The following is a 21,690-nucleotide window of genomic DNA, read 5'->3' on the forward strand; positions in this document are numbered from 1 at the left end:
AGTTCTCGTTAGGCCGCAGGCTTGGCAGCACGGCCGACGGCGGCCATGTCCACGCTGTTGACGCGAACCGTGTCGTTGGGACGGGCGCGCTGGATGCCGTTGACGACCACGCGGTCACCGGCCTTGAGCCCCGAGGTCACCACGCGCAACCCCTCATGCAGGTTGCCCAGGGTCACTTCGCGGTACTCGACCCGGTCCTGGGCGCCGACCACCAGCACGAATTTCTTCGCCTGATCGGTGCCGATGGCCGAGTCGTCCACCAGCACGGCATCGAAGGGCTTGCCGCCGCCGACCTTGATCCGCGCGTACAAGCCCGGCAGCAGCGCGCCACTGGCGTTGTCGAAGCGGGCACGGACCCGGATGGTGCCGGACTGGGTATCGAGCTGGTTGTCGATGGAATCGACAGCGCCCTTGCGCGAGTAGCCCTCCTCGTCGGCAAGCCCGAGAGACACAGGCGCCGCACTGCCGGACGCCTGATTCAGGTAGCGCAGGTAAGTCTGTTCATCGACATCGAACGAGGCGTAGATCGGCGACACCGACACCAGGGTGGTGAGCAACGGCGAGGTACCGGCCGCCACGATGTTGCCCACCGTCAGTTCGGCACGGGAAACCCGGCCGGCCACCGGTGCTGTGATGCGGGTGTACGACAGATTGACCCGGGCAGCGTCCAGCGCAGCCCTGGCCACCTTGACGTTGGCCACAGCCTCGCGGGATGCATTCTGTTTCTCATCGAAATCTCGTCGGGCAATGGCGTTCTGTTCAACCAGACGCTGGGCACGTGCGGCATCGGTCGCGGTCCAGGCGGCGCGGGATTCGGCGGCGGCAAGTTGCCCGCTCGCCCGATCCACTTCGGCCAGGTAAGGACGCTCGTCCAGCGTGAACAGCAGGTCGCCCTTCTTCACCAGGGCACCATCCTTGAAGTGCACCGCGACGATCGTGCCGGAAACCAGGGGACGGATGTCGACCTTGTCCACCGCTTCGAGCCGACCGGAATAGCCCTGCCACTCACTGATCGTCTTGAAGACCACGGTGGCCACATCCACTTCGGTCTTTGCAGGCATCACGTCCGAGGCCGCATGGGCCGAACTGACAGGCTCAAGGTGATCGCCATACTTCACGACGATACCGGCGGTGCCGGCCACCAAGAGCGCACTCAACACGACGGATAGCCGTTTGGGATTGGCGTTCATTGACTCTCTACTGCTCATGAATATCACTGAAAAAACACAAACTGCGGGCGCAACAGTGCCGCTCGGCCATTACTGAAAATGTCGATCAGCGCATCGTTGTAAGAACGCGGAAGTCAGAGGCCAGCAACCTGGCAGCCCTGTGAGTCCGCTGTCAGTTGCAACATCTAAAACATGATGTGGGCGGACAACGTGTCGATGTATTCATCGGTCATTCCACTGTCAGCCAGTGCGGCGCTCAGCTTGTGGACGTAGTCCGCGTTGCTGCCCATGGGGCCTTCTGCCCGGGCAATGCTGCTGGCGATGGCAGCCACGGTTGAATCGCTTTCATAGAGGGGGTGATCGGGCGCTGCGACAAACACCAGAGCGGTCACTTCGCGGCCATCCTCCAGTTCGATCCGGGTCCAGACCGGCTGGTAGGCTCCGGTAGGCATTTCCCGGATCCACAGCAGCAGCAACTCTTCATCCGCCATCGCCTCGGTCAGGCGAAACGCGATACCTTGAGTCGAGCCACCCGGTTCAAGCGCCAGCATCCGCCCCGGCCGCTCCGCCGTCGCCCGCCCGGCGATCATCCGCAGGCAGAAACTTCGGTGCCAGCCGTGGAGCGTCGCGGCCTGCTGTCCCGCAAAGCTCAACAGCGGATTCCAGATCAGCGAGCCGTAGCCGAAGATCCAGAAGTCACCCTGATCGGGACGTCGGCTGAGGGTGTCGTGCATGGACTGTTCGATGCGCTCCAGCGTCCACAGGATGCCCTCGGGTATATGTCCGAAGTTCAGCAAGTAGTCACCAGAAGCAATCATCTGTTTGGTCAGCATCGCCTGAAGAGGGATGCCCTGCGTATGCTCGGACATGATGAACTCCGGACCTGTCGGTGGAACGACGCCGTTGCAGCCGTCGTTTACTGGCCTCCACTATGCCCGGATACGTTGAAGCGATAAGCCAGGAATAAAGCGACGCTCTGTATCCCTGAGAGCGACAAATCCAGCGGTTTGGTCACGAGAGTCGCGCAAATGCGTGGCGTAAAAGAGTGTGCGGCGATTTTGCTCACTGTCTCCCCAGAGGCTACAGACAGTCTCGAACAGCGGTGTTTATCATTGATTTGGCCGAGAACAGACTGTGCTCACCGACCCGATACCCGGGTTCGAATCCCCCTTCGAGGTAGCACAGCATGAAACTCTACATCGCCAACCAGACCTGTTCCCAAGCGGTTCAAATCATCGCCAACGAGCTGGGCCTGGAACTTGAACTGGTGCACTTCGACGTGTTCGGCAAAAGCACTTCCAACGGCGACGATTTCGCGCAGATCAACCCCCTGCTCTACGTACCGGCGCTGGTGTTGAACAACGACCAGCAAGACATCCTGTCCGAAACCATCGTCGTCACCTCGTATCTGGCTGACCAGCATCCACAAGCCGGCCTGATTCCTGCCCATGGCACGCTGGAGCGCGTGAAGTTCGATCAGCTGCTGACCTTCATCGCCACCGAAATCGCCCAGAAACACATCCCGCTGATGCGCAAACTGCTGACCGAGGAAGGCACCGCCTGGACCCGCGCCAAACTCGTCACCGCCTATTCTGCGCTGGATACGCGCCTGGCCGATGGCCGCGCATTCCTGACAGGCGACACCTTCACCGTGGCCGATGCCTATGTCTTCGGCACCTGGTGGCACACCCGCTCCGGGGCGCAGATCGAACACCTGGAACACCTGATGGCCTACAAGGCACGCATGGACGCTTTGCCGTCAGTGCAAAAGGCCTTGAAAGAGGAAGCCGCGCTCTTCGCTGCGCATTCCGAAGCCATCCCTGCATAACTGCGTGCAACACAAAACGGGGCAGTCAATGACTGCCCCGCTTCTGTGTTGCACTTCAGACATCCCTTGCAAAACACCCCATGGCCGTCAATCCCGATACCCAGGCGCAACCCTGTCCAGCATCCGCAACAATGCGGACCAGGCCAGTTGCATGCCGTCCGGGTCGTTGAGCTGGCCTTCCTGGAGTGGCCGTTGCGGGTCGTTGAATTGCCGCTCGGTGTGCGCGCACACCTCATGGGACGGCAGCACCAGTTGACCGCTGGCTTGTGCGGCCAACTGGATTTCGCAGGCTTTCTCCAGGTAGTACATGCGCAGGAAAGCCTCGCTGACGCTGCGGCCCACGGTCAGCAGGCCGTGGTTGCGCAGGATCATCGCTGACTTGTCGCCAAGGTCGGCTACCAGGCGCTGTTGTTCACTCAGGTCCAGGGCAATGCCTTCGTAATCGTGATAGGCAATGCGCCCGTAGAACTCCATGGAAATCTGGTTCACTGGCAGCAAGCCACACTCCAGCGCCGCCACTGCACAACCGGCGCGAGTGTGGGTGTGCAGCACGCATTGGGCGTCGTCCCGTGCGCCATGAATGGCGCTGTGGATCACGAAGCCTGCCGGATTGACCGGGTAAGGCGTCGGCTCCACCGGGTTGCCCGCCAGGTCGATCCGGACCAGGTTGGACGCTTTGATCTCGTCGAACATCAGTCCGTAGGGGTTGATCAGGAAATGATGCTCCGGCCCCGGCAGGCGCACCGAGATGTGGGTGAAGATCAGGTCAGTCATGCGAAAGTGCGCGATCAGCCGGTAACAGGCGGCCAGTTCTTCACGCAATTGCTGTTCGGTTTTCATCGGTACGGGCTCACAATCCGGAGGGTAAAAGACAGCCGCCGGGCCGCCAGGCGACCCGGCACCCCGCGCTACTACTGGCTGGCCCAGGCGTTGAAGCGCTCTTCCAGCTCTTCGCCGTGGTCAACCCAGAAACCAACATTCATCGACAACGCACCCGCCATGTTCTCCTTGGAGGTGGGCACCCACCTGGCCAGTGCCGGATCCAGCTTCGCCGCCGCCAGGGTGTTGGTGGGGCCGTACGGGATCGCTTCGACATAGCGCACTTGAGCGTCGGGCTGGTTGGCGTAGGCTATCAGACGCTTGGCCTGATCGACGTGCCTGGAGCCCTTGATGATCGCCCAGTAATCCATGCCGTACAGGCTCCCCGGCCAGACCACCGCCAGCGGCGCACCGGCCTGCGCGGCGGCAGCGATGCGGCCGCTGTAGGTGGAGGTCATCACCACATCACCGGAGGTCAGCCACTGCGCAGGCTGAGCGCCGGCTTCCCACCACTGGATGTTCGGCTTGAGCTGGCTGAGCTTGGCGAAGGCCCGGTCCACACCGGCCGGGGTCGCCAGCACCTTGTAGACATCCTCGACCTTGACGCCGTCGGCCAGCAGGGCGAATTCCAGATTGTACACCGCACGCTTGCGCAGGCCGCGCTTGCCGGGGTACTTCTTCACGTCCCAGAAGTCGGCCCATGAGGTGGGCGCCTGGGCCAGCTTGTTGCGGTCGTAGGCGATGGCCACGCTCCACACCAGGGCTGCCGAACCACACTCCTCGGCCGCATCGGGAATCAACTGATCGGCATGGCCCAGGGCTTTCCAGTCCAGGCGCTCGTACATGCCTTCGTCGCAGCCGCGCATCAGGTCCGGCCCTTCGATCTGCACCACGTCCCAATCGACATTGCCGGTGTCGACCATAACCTTGATCCTGGCCATCTCACCGTTGTATTCGCTCTGGATCAGCTTGCTCTTGTCCTGGGCGCTGAAGGGCTGGAACAGCGCCAGGTCCTGGGCTTTCTGCCCCGCCCCGCCATAGCCGACCACCACCATGTCCGATCCGGCCTGGGACACGCCCGAGGCCAGGCACAGCAGCACGGCATGCAGGCAAGTCTTTCGTGCGAAAAATCTCATCGCTGAACCCTCTTTGTTGTTGTTTTGAGGTGCCCCCATGAAATGGGAGTGACTGGAAGCTAGCGTCGGACAATTAAAAAAACAAGTTGATTTTTTACTACAGGTACATTTTTATGAGTAAAAAATAACAACACCGGAGCCTGAACCATGTCGACCGCCTTCCCGCACCTGTTCGCGCCGCTGCAGATCCGTGGCAAGCGGTTGAAGAACCGCATCATGTCCACCGGCCACGACACCACCATGCCCACCGACAACCTGGTCAACGACCGGCTGGTGGCCTATCACAAGGCGCGCGCCGAGGGCGGGGTCGGGCTGATCGTGTTGCAGGTGGCCGGAGTGCATGAAAGTGCGCGCTACACGTCCCACGTGCTGATGGCCACTGATGACGCCTGCATCGACGGCTATCGGCGCCTGGCCGAGGTCTGCCACGAACAGGGCACGGTGGTGTTGTCGCAGATCTTCCATCCGGGGCGGGAGATCATGGAGTCCAGCGACGGGCTGCTGGCGGTCGCCTACTCGGCGTCGGCGGTGCCCAACGAGCGGTTCCGGGTGATGCCCCGGGAACTGGACCAGGCCATGATCGACGAGATTGTCGCCGGCTACGCAGCGGCTGCGCGGCGCCTGCATCAGGCCGGCATCGACGGCGTTGAAGTGGTCGCCAGCCACGGTTACCTGCCGGCGCAGTTCATCAATCCGCGGGTGAACAGGCGCACCGACGCCTATAACGGCGACCTTGAACAGCGGCTGCGCTTTGTGCGGGAAGTGATCACTGCGGTGCGCGCCAGCACCGACGAGCAGTTCATCATCGGCCTGCGTATCAGCGCCGATGAACGGGACAGCGAAGGCCTGAGCGAGGACGAATCGCTCGGTGCGGCGCGCGCCCTGCAAACCAGCGTCGATTACATTCACATCGTCGCGGGCACTTCGGCCTCTCTGGGTGGCGCGGTGCACATCGTGCCGCCGATGGCCATCGAGGCCGCCTACCTGGCCCGTGAAGCCGGCACCTTCAAGGCGCATCTCGACATTCCGCTGTTCGTCACCGGCCGGATCAACCAGCCCCAGGAGGCCGAGCTGATTCTGGCCCGTGGCCAGGCGGACGTGTGCGGCATGACCCGGGCGCTGATCTGCGACCCGCAGATGCCGAACAAAACCGACACCGGTCATGTGGAGGACGTGCGCGCCTGCATCGCCTGCAATCAGGCGTGCATCGGGCATTTTCATCGCGGCCTGCCGATTTCCTGCATCCAGCACCCGGAAACCGGCCGCGAGGAACAGTTCGGCCGTCTGGCACCGGCCAGTGTTCGTCAGCGGGTGATGGTGGTCGGTGGCGGCCCTGCCGGCATGAAAGCCGCCGCCGTCGCCGCAGCGCGAGGGCATCAGGTGACCCTGTACGAAGCCAATGCACAACTGGGCGGCCAGGTCCTGCTCGCGCAACTGCTGCCCCGGCGCAGCGAATTCGGCGGCGCCAGTACCAACCTGCAGCGCGAGATGCAACTGGCTGGCGTCGAGGTCGTGCGCAATACCCGGGTGGACCGTGCGCTGGTCGAGCGGGAGCGACCCGACACGGTGATCGTCGCCACCGGGGCAGAACCCTACTGGCCGGCCTTCGAGCGTGGCGGCGAATTGCAGGTGATCGACGCCTGGCAGGTGCTGCGCGACGAGGTCAAGCCTGGTCGTTCGGTTCTGGTGGTCGACTGGCGCAGCGACTGGATCGGCCCCGGTATCGCCGAGCGTCTGGTGCGCGCCGGGCATCAGGTGCAGCTTGCGGTCAACGGCACCCACTGCGGCGAAGCCCTGCCCTTGTACGTGCGTGACCAGATGGCGGGCGAACTGCACAAGCTCGGCATCCCCATCACCCCATACGCGCGCCTGTACGGGTGCGACGACAATACGGTCTACCTGCAACATACCGCCAGCGGCGAGGCGATGATCTTCGAGGACATCGACACCCTGGTCCTGTGCCAGGGCCATCAGTCCGTGGATACACTGGCCGGGCAGATCCAGGACCTGGCCCGGATGGTCCGCATCGGCGACTGCCTAACGCCACGTACCGCCGAAGAAGCGATCTATGAGGGGTTGAAGGTCGCCGCCAGCCTGTGACCCTGTTTATACTTCGGCACTTTGCACGGCCGAGCGGAACGCCTGATGACCAGCATCAAATCCAGAACACCCGGTTCCGAAGACGGCAGCGCTGCACCGCAGTTTCTCGGAACCCGGATTCGCGGCCTGCGCAAACGCCGTGGCATGACCCTGGCCGAGCTTGCCGAACAGAGCGAGCTGACCGCCGGCTACATCAGCCAACTGGAACGCAACCTGTCCTACCCCTCGATCCCGGCGCTGTTCAACATTGCCCGCAGCCTGGGCGTGACCATCCAGTGGTTCTTCGCCAGCGAAGCCGTGACCGCCCCTGAAGACGAAGGCTACGTGGTGCGCAAGAACAGCCGCCTGAGCGTGCACTACGAAGACGGCATCGTCGATCAGTTGCTGACCCCGCAACCCAACCGCGAACTGGAAATCCTCCACTCGCGCTTCCCTCCCGGCACCTACAGCCAGACCAGCTACAGCCATGAAGGCGAGGAAGCCGGCTACCTGCTCTCCGGCACCTTCGAGCTGTGGGTGGGAGAGCGGTATTTCCAGTTGAACGAAGGCGACAGTTTCAGCTTCTCAAGCCAGGAACCCCATCGCTACGGCAACCCCGGCGACGTGGACGCCGTGGTGATCTGGGTGATTACGCCGCCGACCTTCTGAGCCGACGGATCCCCGAGCAGCATGGGTTTCTCGAAGCGCAGCGCCTGGGCGTGATCTTCGTAGAAGTCATCGACAGTGGCAAAGCGCTGATAGCCATTGCTCTCGTACAGGCGGATGGCGGCAGGGTTGTCGGCGCGCACTTCCAGACGCAGCCGCGCACAACGTCGCCCAACCGCGCAGTCCTGCGCCTGTTCCAGCAGACGTTGCCCCAGGCCGTGACCTCGGCACTGGGGGCTTACGGCAATCGAATACAGACGCGCATGCGGGCTGCCCCTACGAAACAGCACCAGGGCGTAACCGACGAGAGATTCCTGGACAGTGGCGACGATCAGGCTGGCATTGGCCCGGCTGAGCATCCAGCGAAAGTGGCGCGGGCGCAATCGGTCCAGGGTGAAACATGCCTGCTCGAGCGCAACCAGATCATCGACATCGTCGGTCGATGCAAAGCGAAAATCAAAAAGCATGGCAACACCGTAATGTTTGAGTAACGAGACGGGACACACGCAGATGCCCGTGATTTATTGAAGCGGCCTGTTCTTCAATAGAGATCGATTACTCATGTCAGCGGTGCTAGCCAAGGTGCACGAAGTATTGGATAAATCCGAGCGTTCCACAATCACCCCGAGCGAGGAACCTCCCAGTCGCAAGCCGGCGGGCAACCGCTTGCTGATTCTCGTCGAACGCAAGGAAGACTGGGCCGACTACCTGCCCAGCGAAAGCCTGATGCTCGCTCAGGATTACCTTGAGCACAGTGACGAATTCCCTCACCGCACCCAGGTCATCAACCTGTGCCGTCACTACAAATACCTAGGGCAAGGCTACTACTGCTCGTTGCTCGCCGAGGCCCGGGGACATAAGGTTTTCCCGTCGGTGCGCACCATCAGCGAACTGGCGCGCAAAGCGCTGTACGGAGTCGGCCTGGATGACCTCGAGCGCACACTGGAGCGGGCGCTGGCCAACCACCCTTATGGCCAGACCGAAGCGTTCACCCTCTCGTTGTATTTCGGCAAGGCGTCCATTGCGCCATTGCAGGAGATCGGTCGCCAGCTCTTTGAAGCCTTCCCCTGCCCCATCCTGCTGGTGGAGTTTCGCCGTGGCGAAACCTGGCAGATCGCCGGAATCAAGGCCGGTGCCCTGCACAGGCTGCGGGACGAACAGCAGCATGCCTTCGCCGATGCCCTCGATGCCTTCAGCCGCCGGACCTGGCGGCAACCGGCCTCGAAACGGGTTGCCCGCTACGACCTGGCGATCCTGCACGATCCCCACGAAGCCCTGCCACCGTCCAATCCGCTGGCGTTGCAGCGCTTTGTCGAGACCGGCAGGCAGCTGGGTATCGATGTCGAGCTGATCGAGAAAAAAGACTACGCACGCCTCGCCGAATTCGACGCGCTGTTCATCCGCGAAACCACCCGGGTCGACGACCACACCTACCGCTTCGCCAAAAAGGCGGAAAGCGAGGGTTTGGTGGTCATCGATGATCCATCGTCCATTCTTCGCTGCACCAACAAGGTGTACCTGGCCGACCTCTTGAAGCGGCGGGGGCTGGGCATGCCCGCCACCGAAATCCTCTACAAGGACCGGCCTCAGGAGCTGGAACAGGCAGGCCGGCGCCTGGGCTTTCCGCTGGTACTGAAGATTCCGGACGGCTGTTTCTCCCGCGGGGTGATCAAGGTCGCCGATGCCCAGGCGCTGTCGGCTGCGGCGCAAGAGTTGTTCGAGCACTCGGTGCTGTTGCTTGCCCAGGAATATTGCTACACCGAATACGACTGGCGGGTCGGCGTGCTCAACGGTGAGGCGCTGTACGCCTGCCGGTATTTCATGTCCAAGGGGCACTGGCAGATCTACAACCACAAGGCCGTGCCCGGCGAGGTCAACGGGCTGTGCCAGGCCGTGCCGGTGGATCAGGCCCCGGCCGAGGTCATCAAGCTCGCCCTGGACACCGCCCGGCTGATCGGTGACGGCCTGTACGGCGTCGATCTCAAGCAGGCCGGCGACCGCGTGCTGGTCATCGAGGTCAACGACAACCCCAACCTGGATGCAGGCATCGAAGACGCCGTGCTGGGGGATGAGCTGTATCGGCGCGTGTTGCATGCCTTTACCCAGAGACTGGAACTCAAACACCGTGGCCAGGCGCTCTAGCAGATGATCGAAGGTTACGGCATCCAGTCCGGCGCCCTGCAGCAGGCGCCCCAGGACAAGGCAAGTGTGTGGCTGTGCGTTGCACCTGATGCAGCCGAACAGCGGGTGTTGCAGGGGTCTCTGGGGATCGGCGCCCAGGCGCTTGAGTCTTCGCTGGATCCGGATGAGGTCGCACGGATCGAGATAAAGGCCAATCACCTGTTCCTGATCTGGAAGCGCCCGGAGAGTTTCGATGGCCGGGCGTTCAACGTCTCCTCGTTCGGTGTGGTGCTGAGCGAGCAGCGGCTGGTGGTGATCTGCGCCAGCAACTCGCTGTTATCCAGCCTTGCGAGTGAGACGGCGCTCAAGGGCCCGCTGGATGTGCTGATGGCCCTGCTCGCAGAAAGCGTTCATCACTATCTGGGGCACCTGCGGGTGGTCAAACAGGTGGCTCGGGAGATTCAGCAGCAATTCACCCGAACCATGGACAACCAGCAACTGGCGCAGATGTACAACCTGAGCGAAAGCCTCGTGTACTACGTCAACGCGATTCAGAGCAACGGTGCGGTATTGAACCTGCTGCGAAGCCACGGTCAGCGGCACGGTTTCAGTTCGAGCCAGCTCGACGCGCTGAACGATCTGGTCATCGAAAACGAGCAGAGCTATCAGCAGGCCAGGATCCACGCCAAGGTGTTCGCGAACCTGATCGAGTCCCGCGGGAATCTTGCAAACAACGGCATGAACCTGGCGCTGCGCAAGCTCACGTTGATCAACGTCGTGTTCCTGCCGCTGAACCTGATCGCGGGCATCGGAGGGATGTCCGAATTCAGCATGATGACATCGGGCGTGCCCTGGTGGTGGTCATTCCCGGCACTGATTGCCGGCATGACGCTGCTTGGCGCGGCAATGGTCGTCGCGCTGCGCAGGATGGCCTGACGCAGCGCTTCTGGGGTTTTCCAACGTACGTGGATTCAGGGAGTAGACAATGCAAGCTTCAAGTATCGGCTTGTTAATGCTGATAGGAATCGCGGTAGTGGGCAGCCTGATAAGCCTGCTGGACCACCGTTCTCAGCTGACGGCCGCCAAGCCCGAGCCTGCGACCAAGGAAGAGCCTGTCCAGCCGGACAGTACCCTTCCCTGACATTGTCACGGCTACAGTGAGGTGCTGGCCAGGTTCACAGCACCTTCAGCACAATTTTGCCAATGTGCTCGCCGTCTTCCATGCGTTGGTGCGCCTTGCTGGCATCGGCCAGCGGGAACACCCGGTCGATGATCGGCAGGCACTGGCCCTGGCTGAGCAACGGCCAGACATTGGCCTGCACCGCCCGGGCGATTTCGGCTTTTTCTGCGGCGCTACGCGAGCGCATCATCGAGCCGGTCACCGAGGCCTGTTTGTCGATCAGCGACAGCAGGTTGAAATCCTTCACCGAGCCGCCGCCCAGGAAGCCGATGATCACCAGCCGGCCACGGCGTGCGAGGGAAGCCACGTTGGCGTCGAAATAGCTGCCGCCCATGATGTCGAGGATGACGTCCACGCCTTTGCCTTGGGTCTTTTCGGCGATGACCTTGGCGAAGTCGGCCTCACGGTAGTTGATCGCCTCGGCCCCCAGGGCGCGAATCTGCTCGCATTTTTCTTCACTGCCCGCGGTCGCGAATGCCTTGATGCCCAGCGCCTTGCACAGCATCAAGGCGGTGGTGCCGATGCCGCTGGTGCCGCCGTGGATCAGCGCGGTGGCGCCTTCGCGGGCCTGGCCCAGCTCGAACAGATTGGCCCACACGGTGAAGAAGGTTTCCGGGATGGCAGCGGCCTGGATCATGTCCACGCCGTCGGGAATCGGCAGCACCTGAGTCGCGGGCACCACGCAATATTCCGCGTAGCCACCGCCATTGGTCAGCGCACAGACCTTGTCGCCGAGGTTGAATCCGGATACCGCCGAACCGCTCCCGACCACCTCACCCGCCACTTCCAGGCCAGGTACCGGGCTCATGCCGGGCTTCATCGGGTACTTGCCGGCCCGCTGAATCACATCAGGACGGTTGATCCCTGCGGCGTGAACCTTGATCAACACCTCGTGCTGATCAGGCTGGGGGACGTCGGCCTGCTGCAACTGGAGCACCTGCGGCCCACCGGGTTGGGTGATCTGGATGTAATTCATGCGAGCTGGATGACTCATGGGAATACCTTTTGTGAACAGTGAGTGCAGGCTTGGACATCAGCCCGTTGAAGGCATTCAGCATACTGACTTTGCTGCGTGCAATAATGCAGCGATTCGTCATTATAGCGATGCATAAGTGCATCATCTGGAGCTGAAATGAATTGGGACGACGCCAGGTTTTTCCTGGCCGTGGCGCGCATCTCGACGTTAAGGGGTGCGGCTCGGGCGCTGAACGTAGACCAGGCCACCGTCGGGCGGCGAATCGTGGCGCTGGAGCGAGCGCTGAAAGCGACGCTGTTCCTGCGCACCTCAGACGGCTATGCCCTGACCACGGCGGGAGAAGCCGCTCTGGATGCCGCCGAGAAAATGGAGCAGGCAGGCAACGAACTGCAACGCCGCATCGAAGGACTGGATGAGCGGCCAACGGGCCTGGTGCGCATCGCCTCCACCGACTCCCTGGCCGTGGAATTCGTGATTCCGGCCATTGCCCGTCTGCATGAGGTGTACCCGGACGTCAGGGTGGAAATCAAAGCCGGCACCGACATGCTGAACCTGGCCAAACGCGAAGCCGATATCGCCCTGCGCACCATCAAGCCCGACAACCCGGACTTGCTGGTGCGTCGGCTGGTCAGTTGGCCGATCGGGCTGTTCGCCTCACGCCAGTACCTCGACAAGAGAGGCACGCCCAAGCCCGGCAGCGGCTTTGCCGGCCATGACATCGTCGCCTTCCAGGCCCACGTCGATGCCGGCGAGCGCTACAACCTGGCGCAGGAATCCACCCAGAGCGCGCGCCTGGTTGCCAGCGCCAACAGCAGCCTGCTGGTGCGCACGGCGCTGGCAGCGGGACTTGGCCTTGGAGAAATCCCGATCCACATGGGCGAGCGCGACGGGCTGGTACAGGTGTGGCCCCACCAGACCCGCGCGCAGACCTACGACGTTTGGCTGGTGACCCACAAGGACCTGCGCCATACCGCACGGGTCAGCAAGGTGATTGATTATCTGGTGATGGCGTTTGAATCTTCAGCCGGCCTGTCGCAGGTCTGAAATACTGCCGCCGTCGGGAGTGGGCACTCGACCTGAAGCGCCAACTGCGCGCACAACCCCACAGGTGTACGGTTGTGCAGCGTCAGGCAGGCGCCGAGCGCCCGACTCAACTGATGAGCGATTGCCAGCCCCAGCCCCGCGCCCCCGGCGCTGCGATGCGGCTCTCCCGGCAGTTGAAAGAAGGGTTTGAATACCTCCTCCAAACTGGCTTCGGCAATGCCGGGGCCTTCATCCAGTATCCGCACCTGCACATAGCCCTGCGCTTCGAGCCGGGCTTGAACATGCGCGCTGCCGGCGTATTTCAGTGCGTTATCGATCAGGTTCGTCAGCACCCGGCGCAGCGCATGGGGGCGGGTTTGCAGCAGCACGCCGCAGCGCTGGCCCCGGGTCACCGCCCGGCCGCAATCCTGGTAGTCGCTGACCAGCCCGTCGAGAAAAGCGTCAAGATCGACACGACATGGCGGCTCGCTGAGGCTGTTCACGTTACGCACGTAGGCAACGCCGGTCTGCACCAGATGCTGCATTTCGTTGAGGTCCTTCCAGAGTCGCTGCCGTTCGTGGCTGTCGTCCATCTGCTCGACGCGCAGCTTCATGCGTGTGATGGGCGTCATCAGGTCATGGGAGATGGCAGCGAGCATGGTCAAGACCGGCCCCGGCAGGTCCCCTGCCTCGGGCAGTTCAGGAGCGACGAGTTGTTGCATGGGCACCCTCTCCTCACGATTTCTGCAAAATGCATGGGCTGACCATAGAGATTTCAAGCGATCAGCACCCATAATTTCACTCAGGGCCCGGCCAACCATAAGTACCAGTTTGGAGGTTTTTCCATGAACCAGTTTTCCGGCAGGCCAGGTGCGGGGCACCGCGGCTCGGAGCGCGGGATCTACACCGAGCTGCGCAGGCAGATAGAGGATGGAACCCTGGCAGCCGGTCAGAAGCTGCCGTCGACCCGGGCGCTGGCGGCGGAGCTGTGCGTGTCTCGCACCACGGTAACGGCTGCTTACGAACAATTGGCCGCAGAAGGGTTCGTGCAGACTTCGTCCGGCAAGGCCGCCCGCGTGATGGCCGTGGCGGGTGCATCGTCCAGCGCCGCGAAGGCCAGTTCGACGCTGCCCAGGGAAACGGCGCCCGTGCTGTCCCGATATGCTCAGCGGGTTGCTGCCATGCAGCCGTACCGCATGGCCTACGCCCAGGCACGCATCGACTTCAGGTTTGGCGCGATCGTTTCTGGAGATTTTCCAGCCCTGAGCTGGCAGCGGGCTTACCGCGACGAGTTGATCAAGCGCCAGCCTGGCGGCTATCACAGCGTGCCTGAGGGCGAGACGCGATTGCGCACCGCGTTACAGGGTTACTTGCGGCGAGCACGAGGCCTGACCTGCGATCCGCAACAGATTCTCGTGGTTCACGGCTCGCAGCAGGGGCTAGACCTGTGCGCGCGCCTGTTGCTCAACCCAGGGGATGCATTCGTCTTCGAAGACCCCGGCTATCGCATGGCCAGGCAGTGCTTCGAGGCCACGGGCGCGAGCCCGCTTGCCATTGCTGTAGACACGTCAGGGCTGGATACCCGCTGCCTGCCAGACAGTGATCAGGTGCGGTTGGCCTACGTCACACCCTCCCATCAATTCCCGATGGGTGCGGTGCTTCCCATTACCCGTCGTCTTGAGCTGCTGGCCTGGGCGAGTCGCAATCGCGCCTGGATCATCGAAGACGACTACGGTGGCGAGTTTCGCTATGGCCAGCGCCCCATCGATGCGCTGCAATCCACTGACACGGATGGTCGGGTGATTTACGTCGGCACGTTTTCGAAAGCACTGACACCGCAACTGCGGCTAGGGTATCTGGTGCTTCCCCGCGAGCTGGTGCAGGTGTTCCGCGAGGCCAAGCGTCTGACCGATCGCCACTCGGCGAGCTGGGAGCAGAATGTCCTCGCCTCGATGATAGAAAGCGGCGCCTACGAGCGTCATGTTCGCCGGCTGCGACGCGAGAACGAACGCCGCAGGAAGGCGCTGCTCGAAGCGGTCGAGGCGCACCTGGGAGGGATCAGCGAGCTGCGCGGCATGGCTGCCGGGCTTCATGGGGTGCTGCGCCTGCCGACACTCAGTGCCAGGCACGAGGCCTCGTTGCAGGCCGCCTTGCTTGAACGCGGGGTCGGCGTGTACCCCCTCTCCCCGCTGTTCGCCACACCTGTCTCGCCTGACTGCGAACGCCCCGCCGCACTCATCCTGGGCTATGCAGGGCTGACGTCGGAGCAGATCGATGAAGGCGTGCGCATCCTCGCAGCGGTGGTTCGCGACCATCTGGCCCAAGGGGATCAGCCAAGGTAGCCGCTGATACCATCCCACAGCAGCTTGAGCGCCGTGACCACCAGCAGCCCATAACAGGCGCGGTACATCTGGCGCTGGTCCAGGCGGGCGTGAAGCCGCCAGCCCAGCCACACGCCACAGGGAACCGCAAGCAGGCAAACGCCGGTCAGGCTCAGCACGTTGCCGGTGGGTCTTGCGAGCAGCAGCCAGGGCCCGGCCTTGAGCAGGTTACCGACGGTGAAGAACATGCTCGTGGTCCCGGCGTAGACCTGCTTGCTCAGCCCAAGCGGCAGCAGGTAAATCGCCAGCGGCGGCCCGCCGGAGTGAGCCACCATCGTCGTGATCCCGGAAGTGATCCCGGCGGCCACCGCCTTGCCCGAAGAGCGCGGCTGCACCTTGACCTCCCCGCCCGCCCTGAACCACAGGCTGACAAACACCAGGGTCACCGCCGCCATCACGATAGCGATGGCCCGATGATCGAGCACGCGAAACAGCACAAAGCCCACACCGATCCCCAGCACAAGCCCTGGGACCAGACGGAACAGATCCGGCCGCGACCATGTAGAAGGTTTCCAGTAACGCAGGCTGTAGATATCCATGGCGACGAACAGCGGCGCCAGCAGGCCGCCGGCGGTGATCGGGTCCATCACCAGCGAAAGGATCGGAATCCCGACAATCGCAAAGCCACCGCCGAAAGCGCCTTTCATGAAACAGATCAGAAAGACGCCGGCGAACGCGACGATCAGGGTGACGGCAGTCAGTTCCAAGGGGGACTCCTTTCGTTTCAAGGCTGTGGTCGGCGTAATGTCGACTCAGCCCAGCGTTGAAAGAAGTGCCAGTTTTGAAGTTTTGAAATGGACCAGTTGCCGGGTCAGGCTCGAAGGGGATCTCAGTCCCCGGGATCACCAGACCGGAATGATATGCGGCGCCTCGATCCTGGCCTTTAGGCGGTCAACGAAGGACTGCGCCTCTGCCATGCTGCGAAATGTCAGCGGGTAATCGTTCAGCATCACCAGCCAGTCAGGACCGCAAACAGCCTTCTCGATCGTGATAACCATGCACAGGTCTCCTCTGAGTCGTTCATCATCCCTCGAAGAAAACCGCACAGCGCAACGAAGGTCGGTATTGGGTTTGGGGCCAGTCAGTATGGCCCCTGTTTGCGCCTGCGCCAGCGACTCACGGTCTGATAGCGCGTTGCTCGTCGGAAAGGCGGCGGCCACCCGTAGCAGCACGGCTTGCCGATGGCGGCGATCTCACGGCCGCCGTCGCGGGCAAGCGCGCTCCTACAGGGATCGGTGGTCACACCACCTGAGCACACCCCCCCCCCCGTAGCAGTCCGGCTTGCCGGCGACGGCGATCTTGAAAACGCCGACGCCGACGCCGGCAAGCCGGACTGCTACGGACTTCATGCGTGGCAATCCCCCCGAATCAACCACGATTCGTGTCCTCTACCCTCACCCCTGCGCTATTGATGCCTTTTTCGTTGTGAATATGCTGGGGCCATCCGCAACCGTGACCCTGCCTTGATAATGAGAAAGAGCGACCTGCCATGAACAGCCCTCGTACCCTCTACCAGAAACATATCGACAGCCACACTGTGTGCACGCTGGACGATCAAGGGCATGTGCTGCTCTACATCGACCGTCAGGTGGCCAACGAGTACACCAGTCCCCAGGCCTTTAGTGGCCTGCGGGAAGCCGGGCGCACGGTGTGGCGGCCATCGGCGACGCTGGCGGTGGTCGATCATGTGAACCCGACCGCGGCCAACCGCGTCGCCCGGATGCCGGACGCCGGCGGCGCGCTGCAGGTGTCGTACTTCGAGGAGAACTGCCGCGACTTCGGCATCGAGTTGTTCGATGTGCTGGACAAGCGCCAGGGCATCGAGCATGTGGTCGCGCCCGAGCAGGGCTTCATCCTTCCGGGGATGGTGGTCGCTGCCGGCGACAGCCACACCACGACGTACGGCGCACTGGGCGCCTTCGGGTTTGGCATTGGCACCTCGGAAATCGAGCACCTGCTGGCCACCCAGACGCTGGTCTACAAACGCCTGAAAACCATGCGCGTCACCGTGACCGGCGAGCTGGGCATGGGTGTCACCTCGAAGGACGTCATCATGGCCCTGATCGAAAAGATCGGTGCCTCCGGTGCCACGGGTTACGCCATCGAGTTCACGGGGCCGGTTATCTGGGCGTTGAGCGTCGAAGCCCGGATGACCATCTGCAACATGGCGGTGGAAGCCGGTGCCCGTGGGGCCTTCATGGCGCCCGACGAAAAAGTCTATGCCTACGTCAAGTCCAGGCCGCGTGCGCCTCAGGGAGAACAGTGGCAAGCGGCCGAAGCGAAGTGGCGTGAGCTGTTCAGCGATGACGGCGCGGTGTTCGACAGCGAAGTCAGTGTCGATGTAAACGCCCTGGAGCCAATGGTGACCTGGGGCACCAGCCCCGACCAGGCCGCCCCTGTGAGCAGCACGGTGCCCGACCCCGCCATGATCGATGACCTGATCCTGCGCCAGGGTATGCAGCGTGCCCTGACCTACATGAGCCTGGAAGCCGGCATGCGCTTGAGTGATGTGCAGATCAGCCACGCCTTCATCGGCTCATGCACCAACGCGCGCATCGAGGATCTGCGCGACGTGGCACGAGTGGTCAAGGGCAAGAAGGTCGCGCCGACCGTTCGGGCGATGATTGTGCCGGGTTCGACCCTGGTGCGTGACCAAGCGGAAGAAGAAGGACTGGCCAGGATCTTTCTCGACGCAGGGTTCGAGTGGCGTCAGTCCGGCTGCTCCATGTGCCTTGCGATGAACGATGACGTGCTGGCTGCGGGCGACCGCTGTGCGTCGAGCACCAACCGAAACTTCGAAGGGCGTCAGGGCGCGGGTGCGCGCACTCACCTGATGAGTCCTGCGATGGTGGCTGCGGCGGCGATCCGTGGCCATCTGACCGACGTTCGCCTGTTTGCCGAGGAGGCTTGAGCCATGCAACCCTTTGATATCGTGACCGGCAAAGCCGCACCCTTTCTCGCATCGAACGTCGACACCGACGTGATCATGCCCAAGCAGTTCCTCAAGGGCATCGATCGCAGCGGCCTGGACAAAGGAGTGTTCTTCGATCTGCGCTTCCTGAAATCCGGCGAGCCTGACCCGGCGTTCGTGCTCAACCGCCCTCAGTGGAATGGCGCAAGCTTTCTGGTGACCGGGCCGAACTTCGGCTGTGGTTCCAGCCGTGAGCATGCGGTGTGGGGCCTCAAGCAACTGGGGATCCGCGCGCTGATCGGCACCAGCTTCGCCGGGATTTTCTACGACAACTGCCAACGAAACGGGGTGCTTGCGATCCAACTGCCTGAGGCAGAGTTGCAGGCCCTGGGTCGCATGGTCAGTGACGGCGCCAGCGCCACGATCAGCGTGGACCTGCCCAACCAGCAGATTCGCTTGAGCGACGGCTCGATGATCGATTTTGCCATCGACGAGTTGCGCAAGCAGTCGCTGCTGCTCGGCCTTGATGCCATCGGGAGCACCCTGCAACGGGAGGCCCAGATTCGTGATTTCGAAACCCGCCACTACGCCGCCAATCCCTGGCTGAGTTGAGGGAGCGCGAGAGCAATGAGCAGGTATTTGCTGCAATAAGAAACGACTTTTTTGCCGCAATGGCATCCAACGTCCAGAGGGCCGGCCGGCCCTCGAACCCGATCACTTCGGCATAGGACTGCAGATGACTTTCTATATCTTCCTCATCGCCTGCTGCGCTGCGGCCAGCACCGGCATCATCTTCAAACCCGGCAGTTGGTACGAATCGCTCCAGAAGCCGTCGTTCACGCCACCCAACTGGCTGTTCCCGCTGGCCTGGACGACCATCTACCTGCTCATCGCCTGGGCCGGGTATCGCCTGACTCTGATACCCGGCAGCCAGACGGTCCTGGCATTGTGGGCGGCGCAGATCGCGCTGAACACCCTGTGGACACCGGTATTCTTCGGCGCCAACCGCATCGTCGCCAGCATGGTTATTCTCGCCATCCTCTGGCTGGTGGTGGCGGTCATGGTGGTGCTGGCCATCGAACTGGACCTGATCACGGGACTGATCCTGTTCCCGTATCTGGCCTGGCTGACGGTCGCTGCAGCGCTGAACTTCTCGATCATGCGCCATAACCGCTAAAGGGTTTTGAGGGGGATGCATCCTCAAACGCAGACCCCTCTACCCTCAAAACCGATAATCGAACCCCGCCCCCGCGTACCAGGACCGGCCCGGCGCGGCTTCGTAGTAGCGCGCGTTGCTGTCGCCGACGATGACCGAGCCTACGTATTGCCGATCCAGCAGGTTGTCCAGACGCAGCAGTTGGTGGAAGGTCCAGTGACCGTAATCCTGCTCGAAACGTGCACGCCAGTTGAACACCGTGTACGCGGGCGCCGCCTTGTCCTGATTGCTGTCCTCGACGTACACCTGGCTGCGGTACTGGGCCTCCAGGCCGGTGCTCATCCCGTCGCGAGGCTTCCACACCAGTTCGCCAAAAAGGCTGTTGAGGGGCACGCCCGGCAGTTGATTGCCCTTTTCGATGAGCTTGCCGCTCTGGATGAAGTCCTCGTCGTAGGTCGCGTCCGTGCGGGTGTAGGCCAGGGTCGTCTGCCACTGCTGGCTGAGCTGGCTTTCCAGGCTGATCTCGACGCCCCGGCGCAGGGTTTTCCCGGCGTTGGTATAGCTGGTGCGGCCGTCGGCTGAGCTGGCAACGACGATCTCGTCCTCGGTGTGGATTTCGAACACCGCCGCGTTGAGGCGGGTGCCCTCCCCCAGGCGCGCCTTGAGGCCCATTTCGTACTGAGTGCTGGTGGCCGGATCGAGGCCGAAGTTGAAGCTTTCCGCCAGCCCCGGCGCGTAGGCCATCTCGGCCTGGGTCGGGGTTTCGAAGCCTTTGCCGACGCTGACATAGCCATGCAGGTCGGGAGTGAATGCATACATGACCGACAGCGACGGGGTGTTCTGCTGGTATTTCTTCGAACCGCTGCCATCTCCGTTGGCCAGGTAATGATCATCCACATCCATGGTCATGGTGCTGTGGCGCACGCCGGCTTCCATGACCCAGTTGCCCAGCGCCCAATGGGCCTGAACGTAAGGATCGAGGCTGGTGGCGGTGTCCTGTTCGTCGCGGCGCAACTGGCCTTTGACGCCCAGCTGGCTGCCGCTGAAGTTCTGGTAGCCGCGACGATCATCCTGGCTGCGGTCGTAGTCCGCACCCACTGTCACTTTGAAATCTCCGGGCAGCGCGGACACCGGCTGAATCCAGCGCAGGGTGCCACCGTGAAACTCGCGGTCGAAGTCCACCACACCGCCGCCACGCTGGCTGTTGGAGGCCACCGTGCGCGGAATCGACAGGTACTGGATGACGCTGCGTTGCCCGGCGTACAGGTTGAACTGCAAGGTGGCGTCGCCGAAGTAACGCTCGTAGTTCATGCCCAGTTGCTGATGATCGATGCTCTTGCGCGTGTTGTAGGTCTCTGCAACCGAGGCCACCGAACGCGGGTCTTGCTTGTAGGCATCCCAGGTCTGGCCGAGGGGGTCCTGGGTATTGTTCTGCTCCAGGCTGCTGTAGATCAGCGCCAGGTGGGAGTCTTCGTCAGGGTTGAGCGTCAGCTTGCCGAAGGTCTGGTCACGCCGGGCCGCGCTGTGGTCGCGATAGCCATCGGTGTCCATGCGCGAGGCATCCAGCACAAAGCCTGCCGTCTCGTTGCCGCCCTGGGCCGACAGATGATTCTTGTTGAAGCCGTCGCTGCCAAAGGTGGTTTCTGCGCCGACAGTGGCCGGCCCCTGGCCGTCGCGGGTGAACATCTGGATCACGCCGCCGGCATTGCTGCCATAGATGGTCGAGGCCGGGCCGCGCAAGACTTCGATGCGGTCCGCCACATCGAGGTTAAGAGACGCCGCCTGCCCCTGGCCATCGGGGGTGCTGGCCGGGATGCCGTCGCTGAACAGCTTCAAGCCACGGATGCCGAAGGCCGAGCGTGCGCCATATCCCCGCGAGGAAATCTGCAGATCCTGGGCGTAGTTCTGACGGTTCTGCACCACCAGCCCCGGCACCCGTGACAGCACCTCGGACAGGTTCACGCCGAGCTGGCCGTCGGTGCCTCTGGACAGGTCAACGGTGTCGATGGAAAACGGCAGCTCGAAACTGGAGGTCGGCGCATAGCTGCCGGTGACCACTGTGGGCTCGGCAATTTCGACCGTCGAGGCAGTGGAGTCTGCATAGCCCAGGCTGCTCGTGCCTACGCCCCAGCAAAAGAGGGTCAGGTTGAGGGGGACGCTCAAGCTGGAGCGGGTAAAGCGAGGTGACATCTGAAACTTCCTGTTTTAGCGGGCAGCGCATAGGCGATGATCAAGGGGGGCGCGA

Annotated in this window: 19 protein-coding genes and 2 pseudogenes; 11 read left to right on the forward strand and 10 right to left on the reverse strand. The window is 62.7% G+C overall.

Annotated features, from left to right (window positions below):
- Positions 1–8 precede the first annotated feature (8 nt).
- Together NPS29_RS05385 and NPS29_RS05390 are read right to left on the reverse strand one after the other, a co-directional pair.
- A complete protein-coding gene (locus tag NPS29_RS05385; RefSeq protein ID WP_274131176.1) occupies positions 9–1,190 on the reverse strand; it encodes an efflux RND transporter periplasmic adaptor subunit in 1,182 nt (393 codons plus the stop codon).
- Positions 1,191–1,354: 164 nt separating this feature from the next.
- Entirely contained in the window at positions 1,355–2,038 is a 684-nt protein-coding gene (locus tag NPS29_RS05390; RefSeq protein ID WP_274131177.1) for a gamma-glutamylcyclotransferase, read from the reverse strand.
- 317 nt (positions 2,039–2,355) lie between these two features.
- Between NPS29_RS05390 and NPS29_RS05395 the strand changes: the two genes are divergently transcribed.
- Positions 2,356–2,997, forward strand: a complete 642-nt coding sequence (locus NPS29_RS05395) for a glutathione S-transferase C-terminal domain-containing protein (protein ID WP_274131179.1) — start codon at positions 2,356–2,358, stop codon at positions 2,995–2,997.
- 87 nt (positions 2,998–3,084) lie between these two features.
- On the opposite strand, the gene NPS29_RS05400 is transcribed toward NPS29_RS05395, so the two are convergent.
- The gene (locus NPS29_RS05400; protein ID WP_274131181.1) at positions 3,085–3,837 is read right to left on the reverse strand and encodes a class II aldolase/adducin family protein; all 753 of its coding nucleotides are present in this window, start codon (positions 3,835–3,837) and stop codon (positions 3,085–3,087) included.
- A gap of 71 nt (positions 3,838–3,908) precedes the next feature.
- The gene (locus tag NPS29_RS05405; protein WP_274131192.1) at positions 3,909–4,952 is read right to left on the reverse strand and encodes an ABC transporter substrate-binding protein; all 1,044 of its coding nucleotides are present in this window, start codon (positions 4,950–4,952) and stop codon (positions 3,909–3,911) included.
- A 147-nt stretch (positions 4,953–5,099) separates the two neighbouring features.
- On the opposite strand from NPS29_RS05405, the gene NPS29_RS05410 reads away from it, so the two are divergent.
- Both NPS29_RS05410 and NPS29_RS05415 read left to right on the forward strand, forming a co-directional pair.
- On the forward strand, positions 5,100–7,052 hold the full coding sequence (locus NPS29_RS05410) for an FAD-dependent oxidoreductase (protein ID WP_274131194.1): 1,953 nt from the start codon (positions 5,100–5,102) through the stop codon (positions 7,050–7,052).
- A gap of 45 nt (positions 7,053–7,097) precedes the next feature.
- Positions 7,098–7,700: a cupin domain-containing protein gene (locus tag NPS29_RS05415; RefSeq protein ID WP_274131196.1), complete on the forward strand. Its 603-nt coding sequence runs from the start codon at positions 7,098–7,100 to the stop codon at positions 7,698–7,700.
- 5 nt (positions 7,701–7,705) lie between these two features.
- Here the strand turns inward: NPS29_RS05415 and rimI are convergent.
- Positions 7,706–8,164 (reverse strand): annotated as a pseudogene (rimI, locus tag NPS29_RS05420) (ribosomal protein S18-alanine N-acetyltransferase); the annotation flags it as partial.
- 94 nt (positions 8,165–8,258) lie between these two features.
- Between rimI and NPS29_RS05425 the strand changes: the two are divergent.
- Genes NPS29_RS05425 through NPS29_RS05435 form a run of 3 tightly spaced genes read left to right on the forward strand, consistent with a single transcriptional unit; the run spans position 8,259 to position 10,959 of the window.
- A complete protein-coding gene (locus tag NPS29_RS05425) occupies positions 8,259–9,839 on the forward strand; it encodes a RimK family protein (protein ID WP_274131199.1) in 1,581 nt (526 codons plus the stop codon).
- Between the two features lie 3 nt (positions 9,840–9,842).
- On the forward strand, positions 9,843–10,754 hold the full coding sequence (locus NPS29_RS05430) for a magnesium transporter CorA family protein (protein ID WP_274131201.1): 912 nt from the start codon (positions 9,843–9,845) through the stop codon (positions 10,752–10,754).
- Between the two features lie 49 nt (positions 10,755–10,803).
- Positions 10,804–10,959 (forward strand): hypothetical protein, encoded by a 156-nt coding sequence (locus NPS29_RS05435; protein ID WP_274131203.1) that lies wholly within the window; start codon positions 10,804–10,806, stop codon positions 10,957–10,959.
- A gap of 34 nt (positions 10,960–10,993) precedes the next feature.
- Here NPS29_RS05435 and NPS29_RS05440 read toward each other — a convergent pair whose 3' ends face one another.
- Complete coding sequence (locus NPS29_RS05440) at positions 10,994–11,992, reverse strand: NAD(P)H-quinone oxidoreductase (protein WP_274131205.1); 999 nt, start codon at positions 11,990–11,992, stop codon at positions 10,994–10,996.
- A 138-nt stretch (positions 11,993–12,130) separates the two neighbouring features.
- Between NPS29_RS05440 and NPS29_RS05445 the strand changes: the two genes are divergently transcribed.
- The gene (locus NPS29_RS05445; protein WP_274131207.1) at positions 12,131–13,018 is read left to right on the forward strand and encodes a LysR family transcriptional regulator; all 888 of its coding nucleotides are present in this window, start codon (positions 12,131–12,133) and stop codon (positions 13,016–13,018) included.
- Between the two features lie 35 nt (positions 13,019–13,053).
- Here NPS29_RS05445 and NPS29_RS05450 read toward each other — a convergent pair.
- Positions 13,054–13,662 (reverse strand): annotated as a pseudogene (locus NPS29_RS05450) (sensor histidine kinase); the annotation flags it as partial.
- 180 nt (positions 13,663–13,842) lie between these two features.
- On the opposite strand from NPS29_RS05450, the gene NPS29_RS05455 reads away from it, so the two are divergent.
- On the forward strand, positions 13,843–15,339 hold the full coding sequence (locus NPS29_RS05455; protein WP_274131208.1) for a PLP-dependent aminotransferase family protein: 1,497 nt from the start codon (positions 13,843–13,845) through the stop codon (positions 15,337–15,339).
- Here NPS29_RS05455 and NPS29_RS05460 read toward each other — a convergent pair.
- Together NPS29_RS05460 and NPS29_RS05465 are read right to left on the reverse strand one after the other, a co-directional pair.
- Positions 15,327–16,085 (reverse strand): sulfite exporter TauE/SafE family protein, encoded by a 759-nt coding sequence (locus NPS29_RS05460; RefSeq protein ID WP_274131209.1) that lies wholly within the window; start codon positions 16,083–16,085, stop codon positions 15,327–15,329. The two genes, NPS29_RS05455 and NPS29_RS05460, sit on opposite strands and share 13 nt — an antisense overlap.
- A gap of 135 nt (positions 16,086–16,220) precedes the next feature.
- Complete coding sequence (locus NPS29_RS05465; protein ID WP_274131210.1) at positions 16,221–16,376, reverse strand: hypothetical protein; 156 nt, start codon at positions 16,374–16,376, stop codon at positions 16,221–16,223.
- A 491-nt stretch (positions 16,377–16,867) separates the two neighbouring features.
- Here NPS29_RS05465 and leuC point away from each other — a divergent pair, with 491 nt between their 5' ends.
- The 3 genes from leuC (at position 16,868) to tspO (ending at position 19,466) form a co-directional block, all read left to right on the forward strand.
- Positions 16,868–18,289 (forward strand): 3-isopropylmalate dehydratase large subunit, encoded by a 1,422-nt coding sequence (leuC, locus tag NPS29_RS05470; protein WP_274131211.1) that lies wholly within the window; start codon positions 16,868–16,870, stop codon positions 18,287–18,289.
- Positions 18,290–18,292: 3 nt separating this feature from the next.
- A complete protein-coding gene (leuD, locus tag NPS29_RS05475; RefSeq protein WP_274131212.1) occupies positions 18,293–18,901 on the forward strand; it encodes a 3-isopropylmalate dehydratase small subunit in 609 nt (202 codons plus the stop codon).
- A gap of 124 nt (positions 18,902–19,025) precedes the next feature.
- Positions 19,026–19,466, forward strand: coding sequence for a tryptophan-rich sensory protein TspO (gene tspO / locus NPS29_RS05480; RefSeq protein ID WP_274131213.1), 441 nt, complete (start codon positions 19,026–19,028; stop codon positions 19,464–19,466).
- Positions 19,467–19,511: 45 nt separating this feature from the next.
- On the opposite strand, the gene NPS29_RS05485 is transcribed toward tspO, so the two are convergent.
- Positions 19,512–21,635: a TonB-dependent receptor family protein gene (locus NPS29_RS05485; protein WP_274131214.1), complete on the reverse strand. Its 2,124-nt coding sequence runs from the start codon at positions 21,633–21,635 to the stop codon at positions 19,512–19,514.
- Positions 21,636–21,690: the final 55 nt, after the last annotated feature.

The organism is Pseudomonas putida (genome assembly GCF_028682175.1).
Lineage (GTDB): Bacteria > Pseudomonadota > Gammaproteobacteria > Pseudomonadales > Pseudomonadaceae > Aquipseudomonas > Aquipseudomonas putida_AD.

Excerpts from the sequence above, each read along its gene's own strand:
- NPS29_RS05415 (WP_274131196.1), top strand. The coding sequence starts at position 7,098 with ATGACCAGCATCAAATCCAGAACACCCGGTTCCGAAGACGGCAGCGCT.
- NPS29_RS05400 (WP_274131181.1), bottom strand. The coding sequence starts at position 3,837 with ATGAAAACCGAACAGCAATTGCGTGAAGAACTGGCCGCCTGTTACCGG.
- NPS29_RS05485 (WP_274131214.1), bottom strand. The coding sequence starts at position 21,635 with ATGTCACCTCGCTTTACCCGCTCCAGCTTGAGCGTCCCCCTCAACCTG.
- leuC (WP_274131211.1), top strand. The coding sequence starts at position 16,868 with ATGAACAGCCCTCGTACCCTCTACCAGAAACATATCGACAGCCACACT.
- NPS29_RS05445 (WP_274131207.1), top strand. The coding sequence starts at position 12,131 with ATGAATTGGGACGACGCCAGGTTTTTCCTGGCCGTGGCGCGCATCTCG.
- NPS29_RS05385 (WP_274131176.1), bottom strand. The coding sequence starts at position 1,190 with ATGAACGCCAATCCCAAACGGCTATCCGTCGTGTTGAGTGCGCTCTTG.
- NPS29_RS05430 (WP_274131201.1), top strand. The coding sequence starts at position 9,843 with ATGATCGAAGGTTACGGCATCCAGTCCGGCGCCCTGCAGCAGGCGCCC.
- leuD (WP_274131212.1), top strand. The coding sequence starts at position 18,293 with ATGCAACCCTTTGATATCGTGACCGGCAAAGCCGCACCCTTTCTCGCA.
- NPS29_RS05395 (WP_274131179.1), top strand. The coding sequence starts at position 2,356 with ATGAAACTCTACATCGCCAACCAGACCTGTTCCCAAGCGGTTCAAATC.
- NPS29_RS05390 (WP_274131177.1), bottom strand. The coding sequence starts at position 2,038 with ATGTCCGAGCATACGCAGGGCATCCCTCTTCAGGCGATGCTGACCAAA.
- NPS29_RS05455 (WP_274131208.1), top strand. The coding sequence starts at position 13,843 with ATGAACCAGTTTTCCGGCAGGCCAGGTGCGGGGCACCGCGGCTCGGAG.
- NPS29_RS05410 (WP_274131194.1), top strand. The coding sequence starts at position 5,100 with ATGTCGACCGCCTTCCCGCACCTGTTCGCGCCGCTGCAGATCCGTGGC.
- tspO (WP_274131213.1), top strand. The coding sequence starts at position 19,026 with ATGACTTTCTATATCTTCCTCATCGCCTGCTGCGCTGCGGCCAGCACC.
- NPS29_RS05425 (WP_274131199.1), top strand. The coding sequence starts at position 8,259 with ATGTCAGCGGTGCTAGCCAAGGTGCACGAAGTATTGGATAAATCCGAG.
- NPS29_RS05405 (WP_274131192.1), bottom strand. The coding sequence starts at position 4,952 with ATGAGATTTTTCGCACGAAAGACTTGCCTGCATGCCGTGCTGCTGTGC.
- NPS29_RS05440 (WP_274131205.1), bottom strand. The coding sequence starts at position 11,992 with ATGAGTCATCCAGCTCGCATGAATTACATCCAGATCACCCAACCCGGT.
- NPS29_RS05435 (WP_274131203.1), top strand. The coding sequence starts at position 10,804 with ATGCAAGCTTCAAGTATCGGCTTGTTAATGCTGATAGGAATCGCGGTA.
- NPS29_RS05465 (WP_274131210.1), bottom strand. The coding sequence starts at position 16,376 with ATGGTTATCACGATCGAGAAGGCTGTTTGCGGTCCTGACTGGCTGGTG.